General features: G+C 62.6%; 25 protein-coding genes and 1 tRNA gene. 12 read left to right on the top strand and 14 right to left on the bottom strand.

Annotated features, from left to right (window positions below; genetic code table 11):
* Positions 1-4: 4 nt before the first annotated feature.
* The 5 genes from VUN82_00930 to VUN82_00950 are packed head-to-tail and all read right to left on the bottom strand — an operon-like array spanning position 5 to position 4,277.
* A complete protein-coding gene (locus VUN82_00930) occupies positions 5-1,228 on the bottom strand; it encodes a CoA transferase (protein ID XAS72451.1) in 1,224 nt (407 codons plus the stop codon).
* Positions 1,225-2,373 (bottom strand): thiolase family protein, encoded by a 1,149-nt coding sequence (locus tag VUN82_00935; GenBank protein XAS72452.1) that lies wholly within the window; start codon positions 2,371-2,373, stop codon positions 1,225-1,227. Before VUN82_00935 ends, VUN82_00930 begins: the two co-directional genes overlap by 4 nt.
* Before the next feature lies 1 nt (position 2,374).
* Positions 2,375-2,776: an OB-fold domain-containing protein gene (locus VUN82_00940; GenBank protein ID XAS72453.1), complete on the bottom strand. Its 402-nt coding sequence runs from the start codon at positions 2,774-2,776 to the stop codon at positions 2,375-2,377.
* Positions 2,773-2,991, bottom strand: coding sequence for a ferredoxin (locus tag VUN82_00945; protein ID XAS72454.1), 219 nt, complete (start codon positions 2,989-2,991; stop codon positions 2,773-2,775). The genes VUN82_00940 and VUN82_00945 overlap by 4 nt, the downstream gene beginning before the upstream one ends.
* Positions 2,988-4,277 carry a cytochrome P450 gene (locus tag VUN82_00950; protein XAS72455.1) on the bottom strand — a complete coding sequence of 430 codons (1,290 nt, stop codon included), beginning with the start codon at positions 4,275-4,277 and terminating at the stop codon, positions 2,988-2,990. The genes VUN82_00945 and VUN82_00950 overlap by 4 nt, the downstream gene beginning before the upstream one ends.
* 334 nt (positions 4,278-4,611) lie before the next feature.
* Between VUN82_00950 and VUN82_00955 the strand changes: the two genes are divergently transcribed.
* From VUN82_00955 to VUN82_00980, 6 genes are all read left to right on the top strand, one after another.
* A complete protein-coding gene (locus VUN82_00955) occupies positions 4,612-5,619 on the top strand; it encodes an ABC transporter permease (protein ID XAS72456.1) in 1,008 nt (335 codons plus the stop codon).
* Complete coding sequence (locus VUN82_00960) at positions 5,616-6,530, top strand: ABC transporter permease (protein ID XAS72457.1); 915 nt, start codon at positions 5,616-5,618, stop codon at positions 6,528-6,530. Before VUN82_00955 ends, VUN82_00960 begins: the two co-directional genes overlap by 4 nt.
* 73 nt (positions 6,531-6,603) lie before the next feature.
* Positions 6,604-8,157 carry an ABC transporter substrate-binding protein gene (locus tag VUN82_00965; protein XAS72458.1) on the top strand — a complete coding sequence of 518 codons (1,554 nt, stop codon included), beginning with the start codon at positions 6,604-6,606 and terminating at the stop codon, positions 8,155-8,157.
* A gap of 76 nt (positions 8,158-8,233) precedes the next feature.
* Positions 8,234-9,241, top strand: a complete 1,008-nt coding sequence (locus VUN82_00970; GenBank protein ID XAS72459.1) for an ABC transporter ATP-binding protein — start codon at positions 8,234-8,236, stop codon at positions 9,239-9,241.
* Positions 9,222-10,211, top strand: a complete 990-nt coding sequence (locus tag VUN82_00975) for an ABC transporter ATP-binding protein (protein ID XAS72460.1) — start codon at positions 9,222-9,224, stop codon at positions 10,209-10,211. The genes VUN82_00970 and VUN82_00975 overlap by 20 nt, the downstream gene beginning before the upstream one ends.
* A gap of 74 nt (positions 10,212-10,285) precedes the next feature.
* Complete coding sequence (locus VUN82_00980) at positions 10,286-11,272, top strand: cyclase family protein (protein ID XAS72461.1); 987 nt, start codon at positions 10,286-10,288, stop codon at positions 11,270-11,272.
* A 291-nt stretch (positions 11,273-11,563) separates the two neighbouring features.
* Here the strand turns inward: VUN82_00980 and VUN82_00985 are convergent, their stop codons facing one another.
* Together VUN82_00985 and VUN82_00990 are read right to left on the bottom strand one after the other, a co-directional pair.
* On the bottom strand, positions 11,564-12,046 hold the full coding sequence (locus tag VUN82_00985) for a hypothetical protein (protein XAS72462.1): 483 nt from the start codon (positions 12,044-12,046) through the stop codon (positions 11,564-11,566).
* 113 nt (positions 12,047-12,159) lie between these two features.
* Positions 12,160-13,110, bottom strand: a complete 951-nt coding sequence (locus VUN82_00990) for an A/G-specific adenine glycosylase (GenBank protein XAS72463.1) — start codon at positions 13,108-13,110, stop codon at positions 12,160-12,162.
* Positions 13,111-13,289: 179 nt separating this feature from the next.
* On the opposite strand from VUN82_00990, the gene VUN82_00995 reads away from it, so the two are divergent.
* Complete coding sequence (locus VUN82_00995; protein ID XAS72464.1) at positions 13,290-14,009, top strand: hypothetical protein; 720 nt, start codon at positions 13,290-13,292, stop codon at positions 14,007-14,009.
* A gap of 48 nt (positions 14,010-14,057) precedes the next feature.
* On the opposite strand, the gene disA is transcribed toward VUN82_00995, so the two are convergent.
* The 4 genes from disA to VUN82_01015 all read right to left on the bottom strand — a co-directional run bounded on the left by disA (position 14,058) and on the right by VUN82_01015 (position 18,694).
* Positions 14,058-15,134 carry a DNA integrity scanning diadenylate cyclase DisA gene (gene disA, locus VUN82_01000; protein ID XAS72465.1) on the bottom strand — a complete coding sequence of 359 codons (1,077 nt, stop codon included), beginning with the start codon at positions 15,132-15,134 and terminating at the stop codon, positions 14,058-14,060.
* 264 nt (positions 15,135-15,398) lie between these two features.
* Positions 15,399-16,022: a Pr6Pr family membrane protein gene (locus VUN82_01005; protein XAS72466.1), complete on the bottom strand. Its 624-nt coding sequence runs from the start codon at positions 16,020-16,022 to the stop codon at positions 15,399-15,401.
* Positions 16,023-16,088: 66 nt separating this feature from the next.
* Positions 16,089-17,462, bottom strand: coding sequence for a DNA repair protein RadA (gene radA / locus VUN82_01010; protein XAS72467.1), 1,374 nt, complete (start codon positions 17,460-17,462; stop codon positions 16,089-16,091).
* Positions 17,463-17,566: 104 nt separating this feature from the next.
* Positions 17,567-18,694: an FUSC family protein gene (locus VUN82_01015; GenBank protein ID XAS72468.1), complete on the bottom strand. Its 1,128-nt coding sequence runs from the start codon at positions 18,692-18,694 to the stop codon at positions 17,567-17,569.
* 246 nt (positions 18,695-18,940) lie between these two features.
* Between VUN82_01015 and pstS the strand changes: the two genes are divergently transcribed.
* From pstS to pstB, 4 genes are all read left to right on the top strand, one after another.
* The gene (pstS, locus tag VUN82_01020) at positions 18,941-20,059 is read left to right on the top strand and encodes a phosphate ABC transporter substrate-binding protein PstS (protein XAS72469.1); all 1,119 of its coding nucleotides are present in this window, start codon (positions 18,941-18,943) and stop codon (positions 20,057-20,059) included.
* A 137-nt stretch (positions 20,060-20,196) separates the two neighbouring features.
* On the top strand, positions 20,197-21,129 hold the full coding sequence (gene pstC / locus VUN82_01025; protein XAS72470.1) for a phosphate ABC transporter permease subunit PstC: 933 nt from the start codon (positions 20,197-20,199) through the stop codon (positions 21,127-21,129).
* A complete protein-coding gene (gene pstA, locus VUN82_01030; protein XAS72471.1) occupies positions 21,130-22,233 on the top strand; it encodes a phosphate ABC transporter permease PstA in 1,104 nt (367 codons plus the stop codon). It begins immediately after the preceding gene.
* A gap of 56 nt (positions 22,234-22,289) precedes the next feature.
* Positions 22,290-23,069 (top strand): phosphate ABC transporter ATP-binding protein PstB, encoded by a 780-nt coding sequence (gene pstB / locus VUN82_01035; GenBank protein ID XAS72472.1) that lies wholly within the window; start codon positions 22,290-22,292, stop codon positions 23,067-23,069.
* Positions 23,070-23,216: 147 nt separating this feature from the next.
* Here the strand turns inward: pstB and VUN82_01040 are convergent, their stop codons facing one another.
* The 3 genes from VUN82_01040 to VUN82_01050 all read right to left on the bottom strand — a co-directional run bounded on the left by VUN82_01040 (position 23,217) and on the right by VUN82_01050 (position 25,844).
* Entirely contained in the window at positions 23,217-24,233 is a 1,017-nt protein-coding gene (locus tag VUN82_01040) for an anion permease (GenBank protein XAS72473.1), read from the bottom strand.
* A gap of 1 nt (position 24,234) precedes the next feature.
* A complete protein-coding gene (locus VUN82_01045; GenBank protein XAS72474.1) occupies positions 24,235-24,852 on the bottom strand; it encodes a nuclease PIN in 618 nt (205 codons plus the stop codon).
* A gap of 332 nt (positions 24,853-25,184) precedes the next feature.
* Positions 25,185-25,844, bottom strand: a complete 660-nt coding sequence (locus VUN82_01050) for a hypothetical protein (GenBank protein XAS72475.1) — start codon at positions 25,842-25,844, stop codon at positions 25,185-25,187.
* A gap of 239 nt (positions 25,845-26,083) precedes the next feature.
* Here VUN82_01050 and VUN82_01055 point away from each other — a divergent pair.
* Positions 26,084-26,156 (top strand) — tRNA-Lys (locus tag VUN82_01055).
* Positions 26,157-26,272 lie beyond the last annotated feature (116 nt).

The following is a 26,272-nucleotide window of genomic DNA, read 5'->3' on the forward strand; positions in this document are numbered from 1 at the left end:
GGATTCACGAGTTGTCTCTCTCCGCCGCACGAATCACGCCGTCGGCCAGCAACTCGGCAACTTCTGCACTCGACATCCCAAGCTCACCAGTGAGGATGCCCAGCGTGTCCGCCCCGAGAGCCGGCGGGTAGACCGGTTCGACGTCGACCGTGTCCACAAAGCGGATCGGTGTTGCGACATTCTCGAACGACGTGGCGCCTTTCCTTAGGGTAAGCAGTGAACCATCCTGGGCCTCGCGCGCGTCCTCCAGGGCCTCGAGCACGTTCTTCACCGGCGCGACGGGCACCGATGCGTCTGCCAAAAGCTTCACCCATTCCGCCGCTGGCCTCTCGGCGAAGCGCCCTTCAAGGATCTCCCACAGGGCTTCTTTGTTCTGCAGCCGGCTTGCGGCGTCGATGAAGCGACCATCGCTGACCAGTTCGTTGACCCCGAGCACCTGGCACAGGCCTTCCCACATGCGAGGGGTATTGGCCGTGACCACGAACTCACGGCCATCGCCTCCGCGGAATGAGCGGTACGTGGCGATGGAGTCGTGGCCCGCACCCTGCGGCTGCGGTGCGGTGTTGTTAATGGAGGTATACAGGGCTTGGTAGGACAGCATCGCCAGCTGGCCTCGCAGCATGGAGACATCGATAATGCGACCTCGACCCGTCTCATCCCGCGCTCGAAGGGCAGCCAGGATGCCGATCACGGAGTACAGTCCGGCCACAACGTCACCGGCGGGGATTCCGAGTCGCGCGGCCGGAGCGTTCGCGTGGCCGGTGAGGCTCATAACCCCGCTAAGTGCCTGCACCACCATGTCGTATGCCGGTCGGTCGCGTAGCGGACCCTCTTGGCCGAAGCCGCTGATGGACGCCCAGATGAGCGAGGGCTGGGCTTCGACAATGGCCGAGGGTTCCAAACCCAGCCGGGCGGTCACTCCGGGGCGGAAGTTCTCGATGACCACGTCAGCGCCCGCGATCAGGCGCCTCATGATCTCGATACCTCGAGGAGCCTTAAGATCGATCGCGACGCTGCGCTTGTTGCGGTTGTTCGCCAGGTAGTAGGCGCTCACGTCGTCGATCTCGGGACCCGCGATGGCGCGGCTTGAATCGCCACTGAGCGATTCAACCTTGATGACGTCTGCGCCGAGGTCCCCAAGCAGTTGCGTTGCCGAAGGGCCTGAGAGGAAGGTCGTGAGATCGAGGACACGAATCCCTTCCAATGGTGGGCGCTGGATCCCGGTCATGCCGCCTCGAAGATGTGTATGGTGCAGGCGCCGTGGTCGAGACCGGCGGTGCCGCCACCTGTGACGTGGGTCATCGCCCAGCGGGCGTCATCGATCTGCCGTGCACCCGCCTGATCGGTGAGCTGCCAGAATGCCTCGGCGATTTGCGCTACACCGCTGGCGCCAACGGGATGGCCCTTTGCCAGCAGGCCACCACTGGGGTTCACCACGACGTCGCCGCCGAAGGTGGTCTTGCCATCGCGAAGAAGGTCGACCGCGTGTCCAGGCTCGGCGAGGCCGAGGGCCTCATAGTAGATAAGTTCAGCAATCGAGAAGGCATCGTGCAGTTCGATCATGTCGAGGTCCTTGGGCCCGATGCCGGCCAACGCATACGCATCGCGGGCGGAGTCGTACGTAATTTCGGGCTTGGTCATGTCTCGGAAGCCTTCGGCCACGTGGCCGGAATGCAGCACTGAGGCGGCCACGCGGATGGCGGGTTTGGACTCGAACCGCTTGCGTGCGCGTTCGGAGGCAAGAATGACGACGGCGGCACCGTCACCTGTGGGGCAGCACATGGGCAGTGTTAGCGGGTCCGCAATGGGGCGCGCGTTGAGTACCTCTTCGACCGTGATCTCCTTGCGGAACTGCGCGAAGGGGTTCAGTGCGCCGTGTTTGCGGGCTTTTACGCTCACCAGCGCGAGGTCCTCAGGTGTCGCCTCAGTGTCGTGCAGGTAGCGGGTGGCGCGCATGGCGTAGACCGCAGGCATGATGATGCCCTGTTTAACTTCGCGATCCTCTGGAGAAAGAGGAAGCGTACCGCCGCCGAACTGTGTCAGTTTCTCGACGCCGATGACGACGGCGACATCGATGAGGCCCTGCGAGATGGCTTGCCAGGCTTCATGCACGGCAGTGGCGCCGCTGGAGCAGGCATTGTCGACGTTGACTGTCGGGACAGTGCCGAGCCCGATCTCTTTGCAGATGCGCTGCCCGGTCATCATGCCACCGTAGGAGTGGCCGACATAAACGGCGTCGACGTCCGACTTTTCAATTCCGGCGTTCCGGATCGCATCGATGAGTGGGGAGACCGCGAGGCCGACGTACGACGACGTGCGGTACTTCCCGAACGGGATCATCGCCGCCGAAATCACAAATACGTTGTCACCCATGTTAAACCTCTCGCTTATCGCTGGCCGCAGGCGCGAAGAACCAGTCGTCTTTGACATCAAGCTCAACTCGCATGTCGGGGCGCAGCGGAATGTCGCCCTCATGGATGTCGGCCAGGGTGCGTACGCCATTGTCCAGGTCGACGTAGCCAAGGGGACGAATGCCTTCGGCGCCGACGTGTATGCGGGTGAAGGAATAGAGCACGCCGGTGCTCGGCAGGGCCACGCGGCTAACGTCGCGGCTGATGCAGGAACTGCAGACCACGCGGCTGCCGATCATCGTGCAGCCACATGCGTTGCACTGGCTGCCGACCAGGCGCTGCCCTTCGGGAAAATTACCGATCAGGCTATCGGTCTCCATGTCCGCAATGGGCTGTGAGGCTGGAGCCTCGATAGTCGCTGTCATTGCGCGCCTTCCTTGTTGGCTTCGGCCGCCAAGGCGATGGCCCGCGTGGGGCAAACATTGATGGCCATCTGGATCTTGTCTTCGGGGTCACCGAGTTCATCGGTGACGATTGCGATGCTGAGATCGTCGAGGTCGAAGGTATTCGGGGCGTAGAACGTACACTGCCCCGAACCCATGCAACGGTCGCGGTCCACGGTGAGGTTTTCAGACATCATGCTCCCTTCGACGTGTACTCAAGGTAGAGCTGGTTGTGGCCGCGGAACTTGTAGCTGCGGATCAGATCCCACTCGCGGGCGCTTTTTGAACCGTGGTGCTCCTCGCTGATCCATATGCGCTCGGTGCGTTCGAGGAAGCGCTGGATCGAGAAGACCGCTTCGGCACGTGCCAGCGGGGCGCCCGGGCATGTGTGGATGCCACGACCGAAGGCGAGGTGCTGCCTGGCGTTCGCTCGTTGGATGTCGAACTCGGCCGGATTATCGAAGAGGCGGGGATCGCGGCCCGAAGCGCCGTGCAGCAACATGACGACGGTGCCGGGGGCAAGGTCGAGGCCGCCGATGCTGGTGGCCACTTTGGTGAGCCGGAAAGAGCCCTTGATGGGCGCTTCGATCCGAAGTGTTTCCTCGATGAACTTCGGAATGAGCGAGGGTTCACGGCGCAGCAGGTCCTGCAGGTCCCCGTCTTCGGCAATACGCTGCAGGGCGATGCCCATCAGCTGCACGGTGGTCTCCTGGCCGGCGGCAAACATGTTGGACGCGATCCGGGCGACCTCAAGGGGCTCGGGCAGGGAACCGTCGGGGAAGGTGGCCAGCGCCATGCCGGTGATCACGTCGTCCTTCGGATCATTGCGGCGCTCCTCGATCTTCGCGACGAAGTAGTCGTAGAGCCGCTCAATGCTGCTGTGATGGTTGGCTTGGAGCTCAAGGTTGCCAAGCACGGGACCCGGAGCAGAGGCGAGCAGCTCAAGGAGCATCGGGTGGTCCTCCTCGGGCACACCGAGCAGGTCCGCGACGGCCAGGATGGTGTAGCCCTTGGCGTAGTCCCAGATGAAGTCGCAGTGGCCTCGCTGGATGATCCGGTCCAGGAAGTGGTCTGCGGTGCGCTTGAGGAAGTCCTCGTTTTCCTTGAGTCGCTTCGGCGTTATGAGGCCCATCAGGAGCGTGCGATGGTCTGTGTGAACCGGCGGATCGAAAGTGACGATCTGGTCATTGTTCGGGAAGTACTCCCGGTGCTTCTCCAGAAGATCACTCAGGTCATCACCAACGAGTTCGACGGGGATGTCGAGAACCGGGCCGCCCGTGCGGTTGATCGAAGAGTAAACCTCGGGCTGGTGGTACACCTGCAGTGCTTCTTCATATCCCGTGACGATCACTACGCCGTACTTTGTCTCCCGCCACACCGGATGGTTGGCAAGCATGTGGTCGAAGTACGGCTCTGCCGTCTTCGCTGTTTCCGGATCGGTGAAGAAGTCAATCCTGGTGGGATCGATATCGACGGTGGTCATATGAGTCCCTTTCCCTTTCGGCTCATGCGATTGTTTTATTCAACAGAACAGATGTCCTGTTAGGCGCTTTTCAAAGCATGGATCTCGTGTGGTGCAATGTCAAGCCCACTTCTCGCGGAAGCGGCAAAACCCAAAGGAAGGCGCGGTCCTTGACACCGAATGGTGAGTCATGCCACATTTAGTCGAGATTCGTTGAAAGGTTCATCTGTTCCGTTGAAGGAACAAGACGTTGAAGCCAGTCTTTACGAATAAATCCACGACGAAGGAGTCGGCGAGTGCAGCCAGGTCTCTTGATGCATCATCAATCCACTAATTTGAGGCGGAAGCAGGAGTCATGCCGTTAAATATCTTGCAGCGTTTGGGATACGGCCTCCTTGTGATTGTCCTGGTCACGGTGGGCACCACTCTGCTGCTCAGCTTTGCTCCAGGCTCCGTCGCTGAGGTCATCCTTGGCGAAGGCGCCACCCCGGAGAACATCGTCAGGCTGAAGGCGCAGCTCGGGCTTGACCTGCCGATGTGGCAGCAGTACCTCAATTGGTTGGTGCATGCTTTCCAAGGTGACCTGGGCGCATCCCCCATCACACACGTCCCGGTGATGACGGCAATCGTTCAACGGCTGCCGGTCACCTTGGAAATCGCCTTTCTGGGCCTGGCAATCGCGCTGATCATCGCTATCATTTTGGGCGTTATCTCGGCGGCCATGCCGGGCAGCGCGGTGGACCGGGGCATCAATGTCCTGACGTCGGTGTTTATCTCTGTTCCGCCCTTCGTCTCAGGACCGCTGCTCATCTTCATCTTCGCGGTGGGCATGCATGCCTTCCCATCGGTTGGGTGGTCACCCTTGGAAGCCGGGCTCGGGGCGAACCTTAGAAACGCATTCCTTCCCGCACTCTCGGTGGCTTTCATGGAGATTGCCTCGTTCCAGCGGGTGCTGCGTACTGACCTCGTCAGCACGCTCCGGGAGGACTACGTGGCGGCGGCACGCGCAAAGGGTATGGGCAAGGCCTATGTGATGTTCCGTCACGCGTTTCGCCCGTCCTCGTTCTCGCTGCTAACCGTTGCCGGCATCAATCTCGCCCGGCTCATCGGTGGAACGATCGTTGTCGAGACGCTGTTCGGCCTCCCCGGGCTTGGGCAGCTTGTCTCCAACGCGATCATGCAGCGCGATGTGATCACTGTTCAGGGCGTGGTGACGTTCGTCGCCGTCGTGTTCGTCATCGTGAACATGCTCGTCGACATCAGCTACGGCCTCATCGACCCGCGGGTCCGGAAGGCTGAGCGGGCCACGAAGAAGAAGACCACGGCTGCATCGAGGATCCCAAGGAAGGCCCTGCAGGCATGAGTATTACGACCACGACCAAGTCCACGGTGAAGGCACCAAACACCACACGCCCGAGCTCCGGCGGCAGGGGAGTCCCTTACCTCCCACCGGTAAAGACGCAGAGGTCGGTGACCGTTTGGTTGGCCTACTTCTGGCTCGCGCTCATCATCCTGCTGGCAACCTTCGCCTGGGCCCTCCCTCTCGCGCCCTACGATGCCCCCGTAGGGAGCCCGCGTACGCCGCCGAAGTTAGGCGATCTCAATCTTCTCTTCGGCACGGACAAGGCGGGCCGTTCTATCCTTGCCCGCACCATCTGGGGCGCCCAGATCTCGCTTGTGGTCGGCACCGTCGCAGGTCTTTCGGGGGCATTCCTCGGGACAGTCCTGGGCTTGATCGCCGGATATTACCGCAAGAAGGTGGACTGGGTCATTACCTTGGTCGCCGACGTTCTGCTTGCGTTCCCTGTGCTGATCCTTCTCCTCGCCATCACAGCGATCTTCTCGCCGAGCATCCCGACCCTTGTCATAGGGCTGACAGTGGCAAGCATTCCAACCTTCATGCGCCTCGCCAGGGCGAGCACGATGTCCTGGGCGAGCCGCGAGTTCGTTCGTGCCGCCAAGAACATGGGGGCGGGAGACTTCCGCATCATCATTCGGGAAATTCTTCCAAACCTGTTGCCGACGCTTTCTTCCTTCCTGCCCATCGTGGTCGCCGGACTCATCGTGGCGGAGGGATCACTCAGTTTCCTTGGCCTCGGTGTGCCCCCACCCACGCCCAGCTGGGGAGGAATGATCAACGGAGCCAGCGAAGTGCTGCAACGAGCCCCGCACATTGTCTTCGTCCCCGCGATCGCGCTTTTCCTGACGGTGTTTTCACTGAACCAAGTGGGCGACCACCTGCGGGGCAAGTTCGATCGCAGCATGCAGGGCTAAGCCACCGACCAGACGATCCGCTCCACCCGAATTCCGAATCCCCAGAAAAATCAGAAAGGCCATCGTGATTTCAATGAAGAAGTCCACAACGGCAGCCGCCCTCGTGGTGGCCGCTGCAATTGCCCTCAGCGGCTGCGCAAGCGGAGGGGCGTCGTCAGACCCGGCCCCCGCCGCTAACCCAATTTCGGGCGGCATCGCCCGCGTCGTGGAGGCCGGAACGCCCACTAGCCTCGACCCGGCGTTGCTCCAGAACACCGGCCCCCGCATGCCCGTCACAGGCAATTCCCTCTACGGCCAGCTTGTCACGGACGACCCCGTGACTGGCGAGATCAAGATGGGACTCCTCAAAGAGTTCGCCACCAGCGACGGCGGAAAGACGTTCACGGTTCGTGTTCGCGAAGGCGTCAAGTTCTCCGACGGGACACCATTCACCGCGGAAGCAGTCAAGTTCGGCTGGGACCGCATCAAGGTCCCCACGACCGGCTCTTCGGTCATTGCTACAGGGGCGTTGGTCGACAATATCAAGATAGTGGACGAGCTGACGGCCACGGTCACCATGGCGAAGCCGACGCCCCACTTCCCCAGCGCGGTACTTTTCACCCAGATGAATTGGATCGGCTCACCAACTGCCCTCCAGGCAGGTGCCGAGGCGTTCAACGCGAAGCCTGTTGGCGCCGGGCCCTTCGTGCTCGAAAAGTGGACGCAGGGCGATGTGCTGAAGCTCAAAAAGAACCAAAACTACTACGTTCCTGATCTTCCCCACCTCGACGGCCTTGAAGTTCGCGGCATCGCCGATCCCTCCCTTGCCTACAACGCTCTGGCGAGCGGTCAGGCGGACGTCGTCATGACCATCTCGCAGGAGAAGGCGGCCAATGCGGTCGACGCCGGAAACGTCGCAACTCCTTACGTCCTCGGCGGCGGCAATGCTCTCATCATGAACACTTCGAAGGCACCTTTCGATGACGTTCGTGCTCGCCAGGCGGTCTCATACGCACTGGACCTCGACAAGCTGAGCGAGGCGGTTTACGGCGGATTCGGCGAACTGCCCAAGACACTGTTCAAGGCGGATTCACCCCTCTTTGCCGACGTGCCGGTCCACACATATGACCGCGAGAAGGCCCAGAAGTTGTTCAATGAGCTCGCTGCTGAAGGGAAGCCGCTGACGTTCAGCATGGCATTGTTCCCCGGAGGCTCGGCCATGTTTGAGGCGATTCAATCCCAGCTGAGTCAATACCAGAACGTCAAGGTCACAGCCAACCAGCGCGATCAGTCCGAACAGGGTTCGCTTCCCGTGAAGGGCGACTTCCAGATGCTCTCCTCGGCGATTGTTTTCAATGATCCGGATCCGCGTATCTGGCTCGCCCTGCACGGGGAAGCCGGCAGCTCGAATTACAGCCGGCTCAACGACGCCCAGATGAACACCGCCTTGAACGCCGGGCGGGACGGAAAGACCATCGAGGAGCGCGCGGACGCCTACAAGAAGGTCGCTGAGAGGTTCCAGGAGCTCGTTCCCATGATCCTTACGAATGTCTCGTACTTCGGCTCCATCGAGAGCAGCAAGGTCAACGGAATCACCATGTACGGGATGGGCTCGCTCGCCCCGGACACGCTCTGGCTTCAGCCCTGAGAAAGGTGGTGCTGCGCGAGGAAATCGCGCAGCACCACGCACTCTCGTTCCAAATCAATGAAGGAAGGCGCAACACATGAGCGGCGAAGAAATGCTGCTGGAGATCCGGGATCTTCATGCATACATCGGCTCTCCCCGGGGCATTGTCAAGGCTGTTGATGGTGTCAGCTTCAACCTGCGGCGTGGTGAGGCCTTGGGCATCGTTGGCGAATCAGGCTCGGGAAAGTCCATCACGGCACGCGCGGTCATGGGCCTGATGCCCGCACGATCTGCCCGCACTGGAGAAGTGTTGTTCGAAGGGCGCGACCTGCTTTCACTCGGACGCAAGGAGTTGCAGGAGATCTGGGGCAACAAGATCGCGATGGTTTTCCAAGACCCCGGACGCTCCCTGAATCCGGTGGTACGTATTGAGCGGCAGCTCACCGAGGGCATGCGGAGGCATCTGGGAATCTCGAAGTCCGCGGCACACAGCCGGGCGCTCGACCTCCTCAAGGAAGTCGGCGTGCCCGACCCCGAACGCCGCCTGAGGGCCTACCCCCACGAGCTGTCCGGCGGCATGCGCCAAAGGGTGATGCTCGCCGTCGCCCTTGCCTGTGAACCGGACCTGCTCATCGCCGATGAGCCGACCACCGCGCTCGACGTGACAATCCAGCGCCAGGTGCTCGACCTCCTTCGCCGTATCCAGATTGAACGCAAGATGTCGCTGATGCTGATTTCCCATGACCTGCACGTCGTGGCGGGCAATACCGACCGCGTCGCCGTAATGTACGCCGGACGCCTCGCCGAGGTCGGAGCGAGCCGGGAAGTGTTCGACGACCCCCAGCACCAGTACACGAACGCTCTGCTTGCAGCGACACCCACCATCGATCATGAGCGGCACACTCCACTGAATGTCATTCCCGGTTCGCTTCCGTCCCCGACGGACCCGCCCAGCGGCTGCCGGTTCGCGCCACGTTGCTCCGCAGCCACGGCCGAGTGCGGCGAGGCGCAGCCGCCAATTACGAATATAGGACGGGATCATGCAGTTGCGTGCTTCCACCCTGTGACCACGAATGCAAAGGAAGGTGAGCTCGTTGGCCGGTAGCGGTAGCGCGCATTTACGCGGAGACGAGGCGGTCCTCTCCGTCCAGGATCTCGACGTCGAATACCACACGTCGCGAGGAAGCTTCAAAGCAGTGGCAGGAGTGAGCTTCGACCTGCTGAAGGGCGAGTCCCTCGGCATCGTCGGAGAGTCCGGCTGCGGCAAGTCCACCACTGGGCGCGCCGTGCTGCGGCTCGACCCTATCGCGGGTGGAAACATCCGGTACAGGGAGGAATCGATCGAGTCGGCTTCACCGCAGCGGCTGCGCGAGCTCCGACGGGACATGCAGATGATCTTCCAGGACCCGATCAGTTCCTTGAACCCGAGGCGCCAAGTCAAGGATCTGGTGATGGAGGGGCTTGCGATTCAAGGCGTTCCCCAGAAGGAACGCGACGAGCAAGCCCCCGGAATGCTGGCCCAAGTAGGGCTTCCTAGTGAGCGCTTCGCCGAAATGATGCCGCGGCAGCTGTCGGGGGGACAAGCCCAGCGAGTGGCGATCGGCCGTGCCCTGGCCGTCCGCCCGGGGCTGCTCATCTGCGACGAACCGGTCTCGGCCCTCGATGTATCGGTTCAAGCCCAGATCCTGAACCTTCTCGAAGACCTGAAAACGAAATACGATCTCACGATCGTGTTCATCGCCCACGACCTCGGCGTCGTACGGAGCTTCAGCGACAAAGTGCTGGTGATGTACCTCGGCAAGACCTGCGAGTTCGGAGATTCCGTGGAGGTGTACGACAGGCCGGCACACCCCTACACCCGCGCGCTTCTGGACTCCGTTCCCTCCCCTGATGCAGAGGGTGGCTTCGCCGGTCCCTCCCTGAAGGGCGACATCCCGTCGCCACTCAACCCGCCATCGGGTTGCCGCTTCCGTGCCCGATGCCCGGCTGCCCAGGAACGCTGCGCAGTGGAAGAACCGGAGATGCGCGAAGTGCGGCCGGGCCAGTATGCCGCCTGCCACTTCCCGCTCGATTAGCAGGCGGTGCGAACGCACGAGCAAATCCTATCTAGGTAAACCCGGGCACGTCCCCGGGAGAAATGGAGTCATACATGTCTGAAGAACTTGCACCAGACCCTCTCGCACCGTGGGTTCGGGAAATCGCGGTCAAGCACGACGCAGCCCGCCACTTAGAGGGCGTGCAATGCCGGGGCTCGGTGGCACTCATTGACCAGGCGGCCCGGCTACGCGGCGCTGGAGAGGTGATGCTCGGAAAGGCGATTTCCCTTGAAAAGGAGATCGAGACCCGACCCGAGCGTCTCACGGCCAGTCGGGAAGCGGCAGAAACTGAGAAAGCGCAATGGCAGAAACTGGGCTTGTCCGAAATGCCCCACGGGCATGGCGGCGTCGAACTTGAGGTGCAGATCGGCATCCACGGCCGCTCCGCCCACGGAGGCGACGTCATCAAATACGATGCGCACGGTGTCCACAACACCCACCTCGACGGGCTTGCCCACATCGGCGCCGATGCCACCTGGCATGGCCCGATACCCGCACGGTCCTCTGAGACCGATGAAGACACGATGGTTAACTGGGCACAGCACGGCATTGCCACGCGAGGGGTATTGCTCGACATCCCCACCATACGCGGCGCGGAGTGGGTCACGGCTGAGGAGCCCGTCACTGCGGCCGAGCTCGACGCGGCACTTGAAGCTACCGGGGTCGACTTGGAACCTGGCGACGCGCTGATCATCTATCAGGGCCGGGACAAATACGAGGCCGCCGGCAACGTCTACCCGAGCGGGGCCGCGGCCGTAAAGCGGCCCGGTATTGGTGAGGACGGCGCGAAGTGGATCGCCGCGAAGGACCCGGGCCTCGTCCTGTGGGACTTCCATGACGCCCGGAACACCCCGACGGGAGCGCTGGAAGTACACAGTCTCATCTGGGCCATCGGTCTCTGCCTCGTGGACAACTGCCTGCTTGGCCCCGCCGTGGCCGCGCTCAAGGAAGCAGGCACTTTCACGGGACTGATCGTCGCCGCACCGCCCGCTATCCACCGGTCTACAGGTGTTCTCATCAACCCGCTTCTCCTGTACTAGGAGCCCAAGCCAGACAGAATTTTGCCGACACCAGTGATGAAAGCGGCTTCCGGTTGCTCCATGCGCGGAGCGACCGGAAGCCGCGGATCACGTATTCAGCGGGCTTTCGGAACGGAGAGCGCCATGCTCAAAAACCTGATGTGCAAACTGAACCTGGGCCACGCGTGGCACGTTGAACACAACGAGGACGGCAGCCGCTACAGGCCCTGCACCCGCTGCGGAAAATACGACGACGGCGGCGATCCAGGTGGCGGTCGATGGGCCGTTCCTGACATCGGCTGTGGGGCCCGCTTACCCCTGCCTCAGCCCAGTCGCATTGAGCACCAGATTGGCGGTGATGAACCGACCACACTGCTCACCAAACGGGTAGTCTGCCTTCGGCGTGAACGTCAGCGTCCGCACAGGCAATGCGGTTCCGGATGGAGAGGTGCCGGATACGGTCGCTTCAAGCGGACTTTCTGAGAGGGTGGGCAGTCCCAGGAAGCCCGTCATCGTGCCATCTGGCGAGGACGTCGCGGAGCACACGCCTTCCGGGGAGCAGCCTTGGTCCACGGCGATTGAGCCGGGATGCAAAACCACGTCCGCCTCAGTGCATGTCCCGTCCTGACACGCCTTCATCCGCAATGAAGCAACTGTGTCAACGTAGTCGGCAGCGACCGTGATCGATACGCCAGACGCCTGCGCGATCGCCGGGCAAGGTACCGGCTCAGCGAAGCAGCTGGGAAGAAGTGCCGAGGTACCCATTAGCGTGAATGCCAAACCAATCTTGCCCATGCTTCAGGGTAGGACTGGACCCGGCAGGAGGCGCCGCAACAAAGGAAATCGGCACCCCATCGTTACGGCCCACCCTGGCCTGTTGCCGAACCGACACCGCGCGTGACCGCGGCTTAGGCCGGAAGCCGCAAACCGCCGTCGTGGATTTCCGCCAACCCGTCGGTAACCAGCCCGTCGAGTGCCCGTTCCAGCTGCTCGGGGGCTGAGTTGAGCCGGTGCAGTGCTGCCAGCGGAATCCCGACGCCGGACGGCGCAAACCCGAGGTCCGCCGGGGCCTGTTCGAACATCTCGCGCGGAACCGGGACAGCAGCTTCGCGGAGGACGGCCATCACGGCTCCCCGGACTTGCCGGTCCGTGCCATGCCAGGATTGGCCCTTTGGCGTGTACGACGGCGGTGGCTCACCTGCAGCGAGCCAGGCGCAACTCGAGCGCACGGGACACTCGGCGCACTTGGGAGTGCGGGCTGTGCACACCACGGCACCCAGTTCCATGACGGAGGCGTTCCAGCGCACGGACAGTGGCCGTTCTTCGGGCAGCAGAGTGTCGGCCAAGCGCATCTCGGCCGCGGTGAGCGCCGGAGCGGGCAGGGCGTGCCCGGAGATGAGGCGCGCATGGACGCGACGGATGTTGGTGTCCACCACTGTTTCGCGGCGACCAAAAGCAAAGGCGGCGACGGCGGCGGCCGTGTAATTGCCGACGCCCGGCAGGGTCAGGAGCTCGGGATAGGTGTCCGGAACGTCTCCATTGTGCTCGTCGCGGATGGCGACGGCGGCTGCGTGTAGTCGCAGGGCCCTGCGGGGATAGCCGAGCCGGCCCCAGTGGCGAACAGCCTCACCGGAAGGCTCATCGGCCAGGAGGGCGGGGGTTGGCCAGCGTTCCATCCAGTCCCGCCAAACGGGGAGAACCCGGACCACAGGAGTTTGTTGGAGCATGACTTCGCTGACCAGAATGCCCCAAGGGCTGCAATCAGGCTCGCGCCACGGAAGGTCCCTGGCGGTCTCGGCGAACCACTGGTCCAAGGACTGGTGGAGTCCGGCGAGTTGGTCGGAACCGGGAAGTGCCATGCGTCAGATCTCCCGGACTGTTGAAGTTTAGGCTGGCGTCGGAGCGCCGGAATTCTGCCCTCTACTGTAGTTGAAACCAGGACGACGACGCTTCTGCGGTGCACGTCACACTGAGCGGGTTTGCCGTCCGGCGGCGTGGTGGTGGCCTGCTGCGGAGTGGGCCCGCCTAGCCTAGAAACATGGCCAATCAGGGTAGGAACCAGTCTTCCGCGCGCACATCAGCGCAGGCGAAGGGTTCTGCCCGTAATTCAGGCGGTCCCGGCCGCCCTGGCTCCCCAGCCCAGAAGCGGCGTCCGAGCGCCGCCGTGTACCGCCGTCGTCGGCAGTTTGTCTTTGGTGCGCTGCTGCTGGTCATCGCCCTCCTGGTGGCTGGAGCCATGGCAATCAACGGTGCGCTTGCAAGTAAGTCCGGGCCGCAGGCGGTCAACACGGCGGAGCCCTCCCAGATGCCTACTCAAGGGAATGCGCCCACAGCAGGCACTGCCTCCCCGTCCGCAACGCCCACACCTGTATGCGACCTGAGCTTGGTAACAGTGGCTGCTGCTACGGACAAGCCAGCCTACGGGACTGAGGAAATGCCACTGCTCACCATGACCATTACCAACGGCGGGACGACGCCGTGTGACGTCAACGTGGGCACATCGCAAATGGAGTACGTGGTGATGAGCGGCTCGGACCGGATCTTTTCCTCCAAGGATTGTCAGGCCGGAAGTGAAGACCTGGTCAAGACCATCCAGCCGGGCAAGAGCGAAATCGCCAATTTCCCCTGGCAACGCAACCGGACTCTTGAAGGCTGCGCCGCGATCAACGCAAAACCCGGCGCTGGGGGCGCCTACTACACGTTCGAGGCGCGGTTGGGGAACAAGTCCAGCACCAAGGCCGTCTTCCAGCTGAACTAACCTTCGGCAGACGGTGATTTGATAAGTGCCCGACGGCGGCACACGGCTTTAGAGGAACCTGTCCAGCAAGCTTGCCTCGGCCATGCGGCTCAAACCTTCACGGACCGTGCGTGCGCGCTGGTCGCCGATGCCATCCACAGTCATGAGGTCGTCAATGGTGGCTGCCATGAGATTCTGCAAGCCGCCAAAATAGTCCACCAGGCGATCGGCGACGGCCTTCGGGACGGACTTGAGCCCGGACAGGAGGCGGTAGCCGCGCGGCTGGACCACTGCGTCCAACTGTTCCACACCACCAGCGAAGCCGATGATGTGGGCGATGCGGCTGAGGTCGATCAATTCGGTGGGGCCGAGGTTGAGGAGCGCCTGGACGGCTTCATCGATGTCCTCCGGGGTGGCGTCCGGGTCCGAGTAGTCGCGGATGATGACGTCGCTGCCGGGGCCGCGGCCCATGGTCAGTTCCTCCACCTGCAGTGATAGCAAGCGGCCATCCTCGCCGAGCTCCAGGACGTATTGCGCAATCTCCTCGGAAATCCGCCTGACCATCTCCTGGCGCTGCAAGGTGACGGCCACATCCCTGACTGTGACCAACGCTTCGATCTCAAGGGCTGAAAGCGAGCTGGTGACCTGGTCCAGCCTGGCGCTGTAACGCTCCAGCGTTGCGAGCGCCTGATTGGCCCGGGCGAGGACCTTCTCCGAACCCTCCAGGACGTGGCGCAGGCCGTTCACGTACAGCGCGATGATCTGCATCGACTGGCTGACAGAGATGACGGGAACGCCCGTCTGGATGGCGACCCGCTCCGCGGTGCGGTGCCGGGTTCCCGACTCCTGCGTTTCAATGCTGGAATCCGGAACGAGCTGCACTGCGGCACGGACTATGTTGCTGGCGTCCTTGTCGCAGATGATGGCGCCGTCCATCTTGGCCAGTTCACGCAGGCGCGTGGGCGAGAAGTCGATTCCGATATCGAATCCGCCCGAACAGATGGAGTCGATGGTGCGGTCATAGCCCAGCACAATCAAGGCGCCGGTGCGTCCACGGAGGATGCGCTCCAAGCCGTCCCGCAAGGGAGTTCCGGGTGCGACTCTGGCCAGAGTCGCCTTGAGCGACTCTTCCGGGCTCCGGGCCATAGGGTTTCCCTTCGAAGGTGCAAGCCATGGCTCACAGACAAGCTGAATCCGGCATCCGCGGGCACTTCGAAAAATGCCCTGATGACGACTAGCACCATGATATGGCTTCCGGACACCGTTAACCGCACCAGCAAGCCCCAAAGTGGGTCATTTCGTTATGTACGAAGACGGCCGGAAGGTGCCTTTTCGGGCGTTCTTGGCAACGCCTGTTTGGGGCTTTTGCGTGGTTGACGTGGGCCGATATAACAAATTGGTGTAGATATTCTAGTAATCCACCTGCCGCTTCAACTTATTACCCAGCCACAGCATCGCCAGGCTCACCAAAAGGAAGCCAACGGAAATCGCAAGGGCAAAGACAACAACGCCACCCCAGCCGCCTGCCCGGGTGGGGTCGATGAACCAGTAGGGGTACCAGTTCACCAAGGCACCCCGGATCAGGCTGTAGACGAGGTAACCGATGGGATAAAGCAGCCAGTACCAAATGTGGCGGGTGGTTAGGGTTGCCCGTGGCGGCTGGAAGAGCCAATCCACCACCATGACCACAGGGATCAGGTAGTGGACCACGAAGTTGACCCACGGAAGAAGTGAGCCCAGGTCCTCGCCGGCAAGCAAAGCTCCGAATACCAGTCCAACCACGGCCATGGCGATGGTCGCCGTGCCGCGGGTGGCGTCGTCGATCTCGCTGGGTTGTTTGCGGATGAGGACCCTGTAGCCGCTGATGAGCAGCACCAGTGCCGCGAAGATGTTGGAGAGGTTGGTGAAGTAGCTGAAGAAGTTCCAGACGTCATAGCCCATGCCCAAATGAACCGTCAGCTGCATTCCCACCGCCACCACGGTCAAAAGGCCAAAGAAAAAGCGTCCCCCAATAAGCACAGTTCTTTTGGTCATGGCCCAATCCTTGCCGAAACGCAGCCCGGCGATGCCCCGACACCCCGCGAGGACGGCCTTTGTGCGCTACGTGATCAGCAGCTCCAACGCCTCGGCCAGATGCCCCACTTCCCGCACAGAGAAGCCCTCCGGGATAACGCCGGCACCCGCCGGGCTGGCAGGAACAATGGCGTGCGTGAAACCGAGGCGGTGTGCCTCCTGGATGCGTTGGTTGATTCCGGGCACAGGCCGGACCTCGCCTGCCAGCCCAACTTCACCGAAGGCAATGAGCCGTTGGGGGAGTGCCTTGCGGGATTTGGCTGACGCGACGGCCAACGCCACGGCGAGATCGGTGGCCGGTTCCGTCAGCTTTACACCGCCAACAGTGGCCACGTAGGAATCGTCCTTGTGCAGCATGCATCCGGCGCGCTGCTGAAGCACTGCGAGCAACATGGCAACCCTGGAGCTCTCCAGCCCGCTCGTAGCCCGCCGGGGTTGGGCATTGGCGCTCTCGGCGAGCAGCGACTGGACCTCCGCGAGCAACGGGCGGCGGCCCTCCATGGTGACCGTGATGCAGGTGCCTGAGACAGGTTCACGGGTCCGCGAAACGAACAGCCCGCTGGGATCGGCCAACCCCTCGATGCCGGCCTCATTGAGATCAAAGCATCCGACGTCGTCGGTAGCCCCGTAGCGGTTTTTCACAGCCCGGAGCAGCCTTAGCCGAGAATGGCGCTCGCCTTCGAACTGGCACACGACGTCAACGAGGTGTTCCAGCAAGCGCGGCCCTGCGATGGTACCTTCTTTGGTTACGTGGCCCACCAGCAACGTGGTCATGTTCCGCCGTTTGGCCGCGGAGATGATCGATGCAGCTACTTCCCGCACCTGGGAGACGCCACCGGCGCTGCCCTCGACGTCGGCACTGCTGAGCGTCTGCACAGAGTCCACGATCAGCAGCTTCGGCTCAAGCTTCTCCGCCTGGCCCAGTGCTTGCCCAAGATCGGTCTCGGCGGACAGATACAACGTATGCGCGACAGCATCGATCCGCTCCGCGCGCAGCTTCACCTGGGCTGCGGATTCCTCGCCCGTGATGTACAGGACGTCCTGCCCGGTGCGGGCAAATTTCGCGGCAACGTCCAGCAGCAGCGTGGACTTCCCGACGCCGGGTTCCCCAGCCAGCAGTATGACGGCACCGGGGACGAGCCCCCCTCCAAGGACACGGTCCAGCTCGTCCACACCCGTGGGCAGGAATGCCGCTGTGGTCCCATCCACCTCAGCGATACGGCGGGCGGGCTCCAAAACGGTAGTGGCCGCCGTCGTACGCGCAACCGTGGCGCCGTACTCTTCAACGGTTCCCCACGCCTGGCACTCACCGCAGCGGCCCACCCACTTGATGGCCGTCCACCCGCATTCGGCGCATTTGTAAGCGGGTGTCTTGGATGCGCGCGAGGTCTTGGAAGCCATGGGTTCAAGGTTAGTCGGGGGGACTGACAGTATTAGCCGCCGAGGTGGCATTTAATGACAGTGTCAGGCCGTGGGATTGGCATTAAAGGCCATCTCGGCGAGAGTCACAGAGCCGGCAGCACGTCCCGGGCCTCGTCCGATTCCAACCCGCTCGCCTCCAAAAGGTCCACCATGAGCGGCCGGAACAGCATCACCACGGTTTCGCCCTCAAGCTTCTGGACGTCGAGCATTTTGGGGTGCAGGCGCGAGGCGATGTCGGTCAGCTCATTGCGGGCGTGACGCAGATGGACACGACGGGTTCCCTCGCTCTGCTCCGCCAGGCCAATGGTCAGTTCATCGATCGCGGCCGCAGTTTCCTGCAGGACCTCGGAGATGCTTTCAATTGCTTCGTCGGATAACGCGGCATGGTTGATGGCGCTGGTGAGCCTGCGGGCAAAAACGCGGCTGTTACGGAGTGCAAGGTCGATGTACTCCAGCGAATGCTCCAAACTGGCAAGCTCGTCGCGGTGCCTGCGATGGGCCGGAGCCAGAGTCGCGACCTCGCCCGAGGCCCGCAGCGTCTGCCGCATCCTGTCCACCAGTGGTTGGCAGTTACGGCCGCGAATCAGTGCGTGCCAAGCGATGGTGGAGTCGCTTTCGACCATGGCCTTGGCACACTCGCGCAGCACCTCGGCGAGTTCGTGAAGGATCTTCTGGACATCCTTCCGCGGCTCCCGGCGCGGATCCTTCGGCACCAAAATAGTCACCAGCAGGGCGAACACGCCACCCACAACTGCATCCAGGCTCCGCGTGAACGGCCCGCCGGCCGGCGCTGGCAGCAGCACCACCAGCAGCGACTGGAGCCCCAGTTGGGTGGTGAAAATGGTCCCGCTGTCCAGGAACCTTGCCAGCAGGATAGAGAAAAGAAGCACGACGGCGGCCTGCAGGATCCCAGCGCCCAGCCAGTGGAGCAGGAGGTCACCCACCACGATGCCGAGCGTGCAGCCCAGTCCAACCTCAATAACACGACGCAGGCGCGGATCACGGGAGAAGCCGAGCGCTATCAACGAAGACGTGGCCGCAAACAATGGCCCTTGGTGGCCCAGGACGTATTCCGCGAAAGCGTAGGCACCCACGGCACACACGGTCATTTGAACGGCCGGAGTCAGGGAGTTCCGGCTACGGACCAAGCCCGTCCGGACTCTGGCACGCAGGAACCTCTTGCTTGCAGAAAATCCCTTCGCGGCAGCCATGTCCTCCAGTCTATTTGCCGAACCCCGGCATCCATGACGAGTAGGACGCCGGGCAGGGCCCCACTCAAGGTGGCGCGCGCCACATAACCCAATGGTCCGCCGTCGTTCACTTTGCGTTCACCTTCCACGTCAGATCCCGTTACCTGCGCTCCATACCTTCAGTAAAGGAACAAAAGGTCCTCAGCTCGCGCACGCCGAAATCTCCGTCGGCCCGCATCGAAGAATCCCTGGAAGGGGCACATCCAAGTGAAGGCAACTCACTTCGGCCGCAACGCGGCAATCGCGGTCATCGCAGCCGGCGCACTCGCGCTCACTGCTTGCGGTTCAGACAACGCAACGAACACCCCGGCCAGCACTCAGTCGGCAGCCGGCATGAAGGTGACCGGCACCCTCACCGGCGTTGGCTCATCTGCGCAGGGCGCAGCAATGGACGCCTGGAAGTCTGGCTTCGCCGCCGCAAACCAGGGCGCAACCGTGCAGTACTCCCCGGACGGTTCCGGAGCAGGCCGCAAGGCCATCATCGATGGCTCGGCACAGTTCGCCGGCTCGGACGCCTACCTGAAGGACGAGGAGCTCGCGAGCTCCAAGGCCAAGTGCGGCCCCGAAGGCGCCATCAACATCCCGGTGTACACCTCCCCGATCGCCGTGGCCTTCAACGTTCCCGGCGTCATGGACCTGAAGCTCGACGCCGCTACGGTCGCCAAAATCTTCCGCGGCGAAATCGCCAACTGGAATGACCCCGCAATCGCGGCCCTGAACGCTGGCGTTACCCTGCCGGACCTCAAGGTCACCCCCGTGAACCGCTCTGACGATTCCGGAACCACCACCAACTTCACCGACTACCTCGCAGCTGCTGCTCCCGAGGTCTGGACGGACAAGGCTGCAGGCATCTGGCCGGCAACCCTGAAGGGCGAGAACGCCAAGGGCACCTCCGGCGTCGTCAAGACCGTTACGGACACCCCGGGCGCCGTGACCTACGCCGATGACTCCGCTGTCTCCGGCAAGCTGGGCACCGCCTCCATCAAGGTCGGCGAGGACTTCGTCAAGATCTCCGCTGACGCCGCTTCCAAGGCTGTCGAAGCAGGCAAGCCCGTTGAAGGCCGCGCCACCAATGACGTCGCCATCAAGCTGGACCGCAAGACCACTGTCTCCGGCGCCTACCCGGTGGTGCTCGTTTCGTACCACGTCGTGTGCACCACGTACGAGACCAAGGCAGTTGCTGACCTGGTCAAGGCCTTCGAAAGCTACGTAGTTTCCGACGAAGGCCAGAAGACCGCTGCTGACGCTGCCAAGTCCGCACCGCTTTCCAAGTCGCTGCAGGACAAGGCCAAGGCCGCCATCGAAACCATCAAGGCCAAGGCCTAAGGTTTCCGGCGGGTTTGACTGAACCCGGCTAAACACTGAAGTTCCCTGTCCCGCGCGGAGTGGCTGTAAAGCCGTTTGCGCGGGGTAGGGAACTTAGCCATGTAAGACCAGTTCACTCCAGACTGAAGGATCGTGAAGTGACCACCAACTCCCTGACAACCTCCCAAGGCGCAGGACGCGCCGGGGACAAGGTTTTCTCCGGGGCCGCCATGGCCGCAGGGTGCCTGATTCTCGCGGTTCTCTTCGGAGTCGCCCTGTTCCTTGTGGTGCAGGCAATTCCTGCGCTCGTCGCACCGCCCGCTGACATCCAGGGCGGCAACGGCTTCTTCGCCTACATCGGCCCGATCGTGGTGGGCACGCTCATCGCCGCCGTGATCGCGCTCGTCATCGCAACCCCCGTGGCAATCGGGGTAGCCCTGTTCATCTCGCACTACGCCCCGCGCCGGTTGGCTTCGGGGCTTGGCTACGTTGTGGACCTGCTGGCCGCCATCCCCTCCGTTGTCTACGGTGCCTGGGGCGCGGCGTTCCTGGCCAAGGAAATCTCCCCGGCCTACGACTGGCTCGCCAACAACCTGGGCTGGATCCCGATCTTCCAAGGCCCGGCATCCGCCACGGGCAAGACCATTCTGACCGCAGGCATTGTCCTGTCCGTCATGGTCCTGCCCATCATCACCTCCCTGTCCCGCGAAATCTTCCTGCAGACCCCCAAGCTGCACGAGGAAGCAGCGCTCGCATTGGGAGCTACCCGCTGGGAAATGATCCGCATGGCCGTACTTCCCTTTGGTCGTCCGGGCATCGTGAGCGCAATCATGCTTGGCCTGGGCCGTGCCCTCGGCGAGACCATGGCGGTTGCACTGGTGCTGTCCTCTGGAGTCTTGACTGCGAGCCTTATCCAGTCCGGCAACCAGACCATCGCGGCCGAAATCGCGCTGAACTTCCCCGAAGCCAGCGGGCTCAAGGTCAATACGTTGATCGCCGCAGGCCTGGTGCTGTTCGTCATAACCCTTGGCGTGAACATGATTGCCCGCTGGATCATCACCAAGCACAAAGAATTCTCGGGAGCCAACTAAATGACCGCCACCGTAGTCCGCAAGCGCTCGGCGCTCACCAAGGGCCAACTGCCCAAGTTCGCTCCCTACATCGTCCTGGCCGTCGCCCTGATCGTGGGCGCAGCCATTCTGGCCCTTATCGGTTTCAATGCTTTCGGTTGGGGCCTGGTCTCCGCGATCCTGTTCACCATCGGCTTGGTCACCTGGAGCGGCGCCGTTGAAGGTGCCCGAAAGGCCAAGGACAAGCTGGCCACGTGCTTGATCGTCGGGGCCTTCCTGATTGCCCTCCTGCCGCTGATCTCCGTCATCTGGACCGTGCTGATCAACGGCATTCCCGGCCTGGTAACCCCCGGATTCCTTGGTACGTCCATGAACGGCGTCACCGGTGCCTTCGACAACAAGGCAGCGGAGGAAGGCGGCAAGGTTCTCGGCGGCATTTACCACGCGCTGTTGGGCACTCTCCAGATCACGCTCCTGGCCACAGTCATCTCTGTGCCAGTGGGTCTGCTCAGCGCAATCTACTTGGTGGAATACGGCAACGACCGTCCCTTGGCCCGTGCCATCACGTTCTTCGTGGATGTCATGACCGGCATCCCCTCCATCGTGGCCGGCCTCTTCGCGGCAGCGTTCTTCTTCGCGGTTGTTGGCCCGGGCACCAAGACTGGTGCGGTAGCCGCCGTCGCGCTTTCCGTTCTGATGATTCCTGTAGTGGTCCGCTCCAGCGAGGAAATGCTGAAGATCGTCCCGAACGAGCTTCGCGAGGCGTCGTATGCGCTAGGAGTGCGTAAATGGCGCACCATCACCAAAGTGGTCATCCCGACGGCGATCTCCGGCATCGCGTCCGGCGTCACCTTGGCGATCGCCCGGGTTATCGGCGAGACCGCTCCGATCCTAGTCACCGCAGGCTTCGCGACCACCATCAACAACAACGTGTTTGGCGGTTGGATGGCCTCGCTGCCCACGTTCATCTACACCCAGATCCTGAACCCGACGTCGCCGTCCAACCCCGGTCCCTCAGACCAGCGGGCATGGGGCGCCGCGTTGGTGCTGATCATCCTGGTGATGCTCCTGAACCTCGGAGCCCGCCTCATTGCCCGTCTGTTCGCACCGAAGACGGGTCGGTAGCCTCTTCTTAGGCGCCGCTTCAAACTTCCAGAAACCCCCAAGGAATAAGGAACACCATGTCCAAGCGCATCGACGTCAAAGACTTGAATGTCTACTACGGCAGCTTCCTGGCTGTCGAGGACGTCAACATCAACATTGAAGCCAAGTCCGTCACGGCCTTCATTGGCCCGTCGGGCTGTGGCAAGTCCACCTTCCTCCGGACGCTGAACCGCATGCACGAGGTCCTTCCCGGCGCACGCGTCGAGGGCGAGGTCCTGCTGGACGGCGACAACTTGTACGACCCCGGCGTTGACCCCGTTACCGTTCGAACTCAGGTTGGCATGGTCTTCCAGCGCCCCAACCCGTTCCCCACGATGTCAATCCGGGACAACGTACTGGCTGGCGTGAAGCTGAACAACAAGAAGATCTCCAAGGGTGAAGCCGATGCCCTCGTGGAGAAGTCCTTGGTTGGTGCCAACCTCTGGAACGAGGTCAAGGACCGCCTGGACAAGCCCGGTTCCGGCCTTTCCGGCGGCCAGCAGCAGCGCCTCTGCATCGCACGCGCAATTGCGGTTGAACCCCAGGTGATCCTCATGGATGAGCCCTGCTCCGCCTTGGACCCCATCTCCACGCTGGCCGTCGAGGACCTCATCAATGAGCTCAAGGACCAGTACACCGTGGTGATCGTGACCCACAACATGCAGCAGGCCGCCCGTGTGTCGGACAAGACCGCGTTCTTCAACATCGCCGGCACCGGCAAGCCCGGCAAGCTCATCGAGTTCGCAGACACCACCAGCATCTTCAACAACCCCGCCCAGAAGGCCACGGAAGACTACGTCTCCGGCCGCTTCGGATAAGGGGTCTTGCAGGCTCCGGCTTTCTTGGGGGAGCCGGTCATGAACGACGGCGGCCGTCGCCTTGGGGGTACGGCCGCCGTCCCTTTTTTGTACCCAAGTAGGTCGCAGCAGAGCCCGCCCCGGAAAGATGAGCCCCGGCGTCGGGCGTTAAGTTTTGGCCAGGGGCGAGAACGCCAACTCAAGGACGAAAGCCATGGCGGCCGTTGCGAGCGGGGTGGCCACCCAGAACAGGAGAATCCTGCGCACAAGCCGCCTGTTCGTGGTGGCGAAGCGTTGGTGGGTGCCCGCACCCAGCACGGACGCGGTCAGCGTGTGCGTTGTGGACAGCGGTAGCTGCAGGCCGATGGCGCCAATGAAGAGCATCACGGACGTCACCGTTTGCGCCACGAACCCTCGAAGAGGGTCCACGCGGATCAACTTGTGGCCAAGAGTGTGTGAGATCCTCCAGCCTCCAAACATGGTGCCCGCTGTCAGCATGATCGCCGTCAGAAGGAGGATCCAGAGCGGCAACTCGCCCCCACTGGACAATCCCGCCGCCACCAGCGCCAGCAGGAGAACGGCCCCGGTGCGCTGCCCATCCTGGAGTCCATGGCCAAACGCCACAGCAGCAGCAGAGACAGCTTGCGCCCGGCGGAAACGCCTGTTGATGACATTCGGCTGCGCATAGCGTGCTGCCCAAGTCACTGGCCACACGAGCAAGTACGCGGCCACGAAAGCGATCAAAGGGGACAGAACCAAAGGCAAAGCGACTTGGGTCAGGAGGACGTTGTCCACGCCGTTGATGGAGTTCCCGCCCACCAGCCCGCTCGCAGCCCCCGCGCCTATCAGCCCGCCCACAAGTGAGTGGGTGGAGGACAAAGGGATGCCCCGCCACCACGCGTACACGCCCCAGATGATGGAGGCGGCGAGGGCAGACGTCAGCATCGAGAGCCCGCCAATCCCGTTGGGCAGGGAGATCCAGGACTGCGTAAATGCGAGCACAAAGCTGCCGCTGAGCATAGCGCCGATGAAGTTGAAAACAGCTGCCAGAAGTACTGCCACGGACGGCGTGAGGGCGCGTGTCCTCGTGGATAGCGCCACGGCATTCGAGACGTCACGGAAGCCGTTGAGGAACGCGAACCCTGAAGCCAAACCCACCACGAGGATCAGGAATGCAACGATCACGTCATGATTCCTTGACGATGATGCTGCCTACCTGCGTGGCGATCTTCCGCATATCCTTGGTGACTTCCACCAACTGGTTGGCGATGTCCCGGTGCCGCGCATACTGCGTGGATTTCATGTCTTTCAGCATCTCGGCCACCCACGTGCGATGGGTTCGCTCGGCACGTTTCGCCAGCCTGAGGATCTCAATCCAGTAGTCCTCAAGTTCGTCAAGGTCCTCGAGTTTCCGCATGGCATCAACTGTCAGCTCGGCTTGGCGGCTGATGATCTCCAGTTGGTCGGCCGCGCGCTTGGGCAGCCGCTCCAGTTTGTAGAGGGCAACTAACTCGCCTGCGGCGTCGAGTTTCTCCATGGCCTCGTTGAGGTGGCGGGACAGGGCGTACATGTCCTCGCGGGGGAGCGGGTTCACGAAGCTGGTGCGCATGTGCGTCAGGAGCGCAAAGTGCAGGTCCAGGGATTTCGACTCGTGTTCGTGAAGTTCCTCAGTCAGGCGTTCGTGCTGACTGGCCTGCGCACCAAGGATCTCGGACAGCGTTCCGGTGGCGGCCACAATGACGCCGGCCATCTGCGCGAGCAGTACGAGCCCGGCAGGTTCCTGGGGGAAAAGGCGCAGCTTCATTTCGCTTCCGGGGTGGGGACGGATGGGCTGCGGGTAGCTTGACTTGACGCTTCCCGCTTCGGCCCCAACTTTACCGGTACGACGACGGCCACCGCTAAGTCTGAGGGTTGTGGTCGCGGCTGGATTCGGGGTTGCTGGCCCGGATCCGGGCTTGGGCATAAAAATGGTGCCGAACCGGATACGCCTCTCGGCGGTAGGCCGCTCGAAGCGGCTATAAGTTGAAGCCCGGGGGTTTCGCGGTTCGGCACCAGTTTCAGTGTTCTACGTCGGTGGGGCTAAGTCAACATTGACAGGCTGGGTCCGACGTGGGTAAATTCGGGGGTTTTTGGCCCTTAATCCAGCTCTCCCAATCGCCACGCATTGGCGGCGTGTTCGAGGTCCTCGGCCGTCTTTACCAGCTGGTGCGAGTTGCGTGTGAGCTTGCTTGCATGGCTTTCATTGCTGTGCTCCGCCCCGTCCGCCAGGGTCGCCTGACCGAGCGCCACAACGCGGCAGAATGCGGCAGAACGTTCCAGGGCGACGTCGAAATCGCCATCGAACGCGCCGGACAATATGGCGTCCGCCATGGTCTTCATTTCATCTGCTCCGGGCGGTTCCGCCGCCCCTGCAACCACGTTGGATACCTGGGCGGTGTCGCGGCCCGCCCTGAAGTAGACGGAGATGCGCTCGGGGTTCTGGATGGTTGCCGCGCGGAGGGCGTAGAGCCGCCACAACGCGCCGGGAAGGGAACGGGCGGGGCTTTCGGCCCACATCTCAGCGATGGCTTCGAGGCCCTGCTCGTCGGCCAGCTTCACCAGGCGACGGGTGACCTTGGGGTCGTCGCTGTCACGGCCACGTTTTACGAGCGCCTGGGCGGCCAGGTGGGCAGCCTCAGACACGCGGGCGGGATCTGCCCCACCAGCGAACGGTTCGAAATCGATGGGCGCGAAGGGCTTGGGCTTGTGGTGCCTGTTCGCTCCGCCGTACGCACGTGATCCTGGCTGTTCGCTCATGAGTTCACCGTACTCCTGTGCCCTGATGGGGTCGAGTAACGGTTTCTTGGGGTGTTCGCGTGCTGGGCGCGTGCCTTCCCCACCTACTTTGCCGCCGTAGGTGGGCCGACACGCCGCTGCCGCCGCGCGCCGTCGTCGGCTGTTCGCTCAAAAGAGGTGACGACGCCGCGTGGCCGGGCGGGTTCCTCGACAGGCTTGACGTTGAGGTACAGTATTCATGGCTGTTTGAACAGCTGGAGGGGCCTTTAGCTCAGTTGGTAGAGCATCGGACTTTTAATCCGTGGGTCGTGGGTTCGATCCCCACAGGGCCCACCCTTTCTGCAGGCCGGAGACGTTGAGTCTCCGGCCTGTTTTTGTTTCCCGTGGTGGATCGCGCTGTCCGGACCCCTGCCAACGGACAAATCACCGCCGCGCGCAGGGGTGAATTG

The sequence above is a fragment of the Micrococcaceae bacterium Sec5.1 genome (genome assembly GCA_039636795.1).
In the GTDB taxonomy this organism is placed as follows: domain Bacteria; phylum Actinomycetota; class Actinomycetes; order Actinomycetales; family Micrococcaceae; genus Arthrobacter.

Excerpts from the sequence above, each read along its gene's own strand:
- VUN82_00930 (XAS72451.1), bottom strand. The coding sequence starts at position 1,228 with ATGACCGGGATCCAGCGCCCACCATTGGAAGGGATTCGTGTCCTCGAT.
- VUN82_00935 (XAS72452.1), bottom strand. The coding sequence starts at position 2,373 with ATGGGTGACAACGTATTTGTGATTTCGGCGGCGATGATCCCGTTCGGG.
- VUN82_00940 (XAS72453.1), bottom strand. The coding sequence starts at position 2,776 with ATGACAGCGACTATCGAGGCTCCAGCCTCACAGCCCATTGCGGACATG.
- VUN82_00945 (XAS72454.1), bottom strand. The coding sequence starts at position 2,991 with ATGATGTCTGAAAACCTCACCGTGGACCGCGACCGTTGCATGGGTTCG.
- VUN82_00950 (XAS72455.1), bottom strand. The coding sequence starts at position 4,277 with ATGACCACCGTCGATATCGATCCCACCAGGATTGACTTCTTCACCGAT.
- VUN82_00955 (XAS72456.1), top strand. The coding sequence starts at position 4,612 with ATGCCGTTAAATATCTTGCAGCGTTTGGGATACGGCCTCCTTGTGATT.
- VUN82_00960 (XAS72457.1), top strand. The coding sequence starts at position 5,616 with ATGAGTATTACGACCACGACCAAGTCCACGGTGAAGGCACCAAACACC.
- VUN82_00965 (XAS72458.1), top strand. The coding sequence starts at position 6,604 with ATGAAGAAGTCCACAACGGCAGCCGCCCTCGTGGTGGCCGCTGCAATT.
- VUN82_00970 (XAS72459.1), top strand. The coding sequence starts at position 8,234 with ATGAGCGGCGAAGAAATGCTGCTGGAGATCCGGGATCTTCATGCATAC.
- VUN82_00980 (XAS72461.1), top strand. The coding sequence starts at position 10,286 with ATGTCTGAAGAACTTGCACCAGACCCTCTCGCACCGTGGGTTCGGGAA.
- VUN82_00985 (XAS72462.1), bottom strand. The coding sequence starts at position 12,046 with ATGGGCAAGATTGGTTTGGCATTCACGCTAATGGGTACCTCGGCACTT.
- VUN82_00990 (XAS72463.1), bottom strand. The coding sequence starts at position 13,110 with ATGGCACTTCCCGGTTCCGACCAACTCGCCGGACTCCACCAGTCCTTG.
- VUN82_00995 (XAS72464.1), top strand. The coding sequence starts at position 13,290 with ATGGCCAATCAGGGTAGGAACCAGTCTTCCGCGCGCACATCAGCGCAG.
- disA (XAS72465.1), bottom strand. The coding sequence starts at position 15,134 with ATGGCCCGGAGCCCGGAAGAGTCGCTCAAGGCGACTCTGGCCAGAGTC.
- VUN82_01005 (XAS72466.1), bottom strand. The coding sequence starts at position 16,022 with ATGACCAAAAGAACTGTGCTTATTGGGGGACGCTTTTTCTTTGGCCTT.
- radA (XAS72467.1), bottom strand. The coding sequence starts at position 17,462 with ATGGCTTCCAAGACCTCGCGCGCATCCAAGACACCCGCTTACAAATGC.
- VUN82_01015 (XAS72468.1), bottom strand. The coding sequence starts at position 18,694 with ATGGCTGCCGCGAAGGGATTTTCTGCAAGCAAGAGGTTCCTGCGTGCC.
- pstA (XAS72471.1), top strand. The coding sequence starts at position 21,130 with ATGACCGCCACCGTAGTCCGCAAGCGCTCGGCGCTCACCAAGGGCCAA.
- pstB (XAS72472.1), top strand. The coding sequence starts at position 22,290 with ATGTCCAAGCGCATCGACGTCAAAGACTTGAATGTCTACTACGGCAGC.
- VUN82_01045 (XAS72474.1), bottom strand. The coding sequence starts at position 24,852 with ATGAAGCTGCGCCTTTTCCCCCAGGAACCTGCCGGGCTCGTACTGCTC.
- VUN82_01050 (XAS72475.1), bottom strand. The coding sequence starts at position 25,844 with ATGAGCGAACAGCCAGGATCACGTGCGTACGGCGGAGCGAACAGGCAC.